The following is a 1,227-nucleotide window of genomic DNA, read 5'->3' as shown; positions in this document are numbered from 1 at the left end:
CGTACGACCGACCGCTAGACCAGAACCATTTAAAGTATGAACAAGTTGTGGTTTTTTCATTTCAGGAGAGCGGTATCGAGCCTGCATACGACGAGCCTGAAAATCCTTTGTATTACTGCAAGAGGAAATCTCACGATAGGCTTTCTGTCCGGGCAGCCAAACTTCAAGATCGTAGGTCTTCACAGCAGAAAAGCCCAGGTCACCACCACACAACAATACTTTTCGGTACGGCAAACCCAGCTTTTGTAAAATACCTTCAGCATGTCCCGTCAAGGCCTCTAGTGCTTGGGCTGAATCTTCCGGCTTAACGATCTGAACCATCTCAACCTTGTCGAATTGATGCTGACGAATCATACCGCGCACATCACGACCATAGGATCCAGCCTCACTTCTAAAACATGGTGTATGGCAAACAAGTTTGATAGGCAGCTTGGCCGAGTCGATAATCTCATCGCGAACAATATTGGTTGCAGGAACCTCTGCCGTCGGGATTAAGTAAAACTCTCTGTCTGCATGCAATTTAAATAAATCTTCTTCAAACTTCGGTAACTGACCAGTTCCGAACAATGAGTCACTATTAACAACGTAAGGAAGGTAGACTTCTTCATAACCATTTTCAGCTGAATGCGTATCAAGCATGAACTGCGCTAAAGCACGATGAAGCTTGGCTAACTGTCCGCGCATCACCACAAAACGTGAACCGGTCAATTTACTTGCAGTTTCAAAGTCTAATTGTTTATTGATGTCACCTAAAGCTACGTGATCTTTAACCTCGAAATCAAATTTTCCAGGCTCACCCCACTTTAATACTTCGACGTTATCATCTTCAGAATTACCTTCAGGCACTTCAGAGTCTGGTATATTAGGCATGCCTGCAAGCAAATCGTTTAACTGATCCTGCACTTCACTTAATTCCGCCTTTGCAGATTCTAAAGAAGCACCAATTGTATCCATTTCGGCAATTAGTGGCGCAATATCTTCTCCGGCCGCTTTGGCTTTACCAATCGATTTTGAGCGAGTGTTGCGTTCATTTTGAAGCTCTTCAGTCTTTGACTGTATTTGCTTACGCGACTCTTCTAGGGATGAAAACAAGTCTGTATCAAACTTATACTTCTTTATTGCCAGCTTTTCAGCGATTTCATTGGTTTCGGTGCGGACGAGTTTTGGATCTAACATAAATAAAATTCTTGCGTTAATGTTTAGTCGTTAAATTAGTAATGTTTTGGT

At 42.8% G+C, this 1,227-nt stretch carries 1 protein-coding gene; it reads right to left on the bottom strand.

What is annotated here, in order from left to right; all coding sequences use genetic code 11:
- Positions 1–1,176: serine--tRNA ligase (gene serS, locus A3729_RS03640; RefSeq protein WP_068633190.1), on the bottom strand; the 1,176-nt coding region annotated here is incomplete at its 3' end.
- Between the last annotated feature and the right edge of the window lie 51 nt (positions 1,177–1,227).

Source organism: Oleiphilus sp. HI0043 (assembly GCF_001634935.1).
Note: the sequence above shows the minus strand (reverse complement) of the source record. Positions and strands in the feature narration are given on the sequence as shown.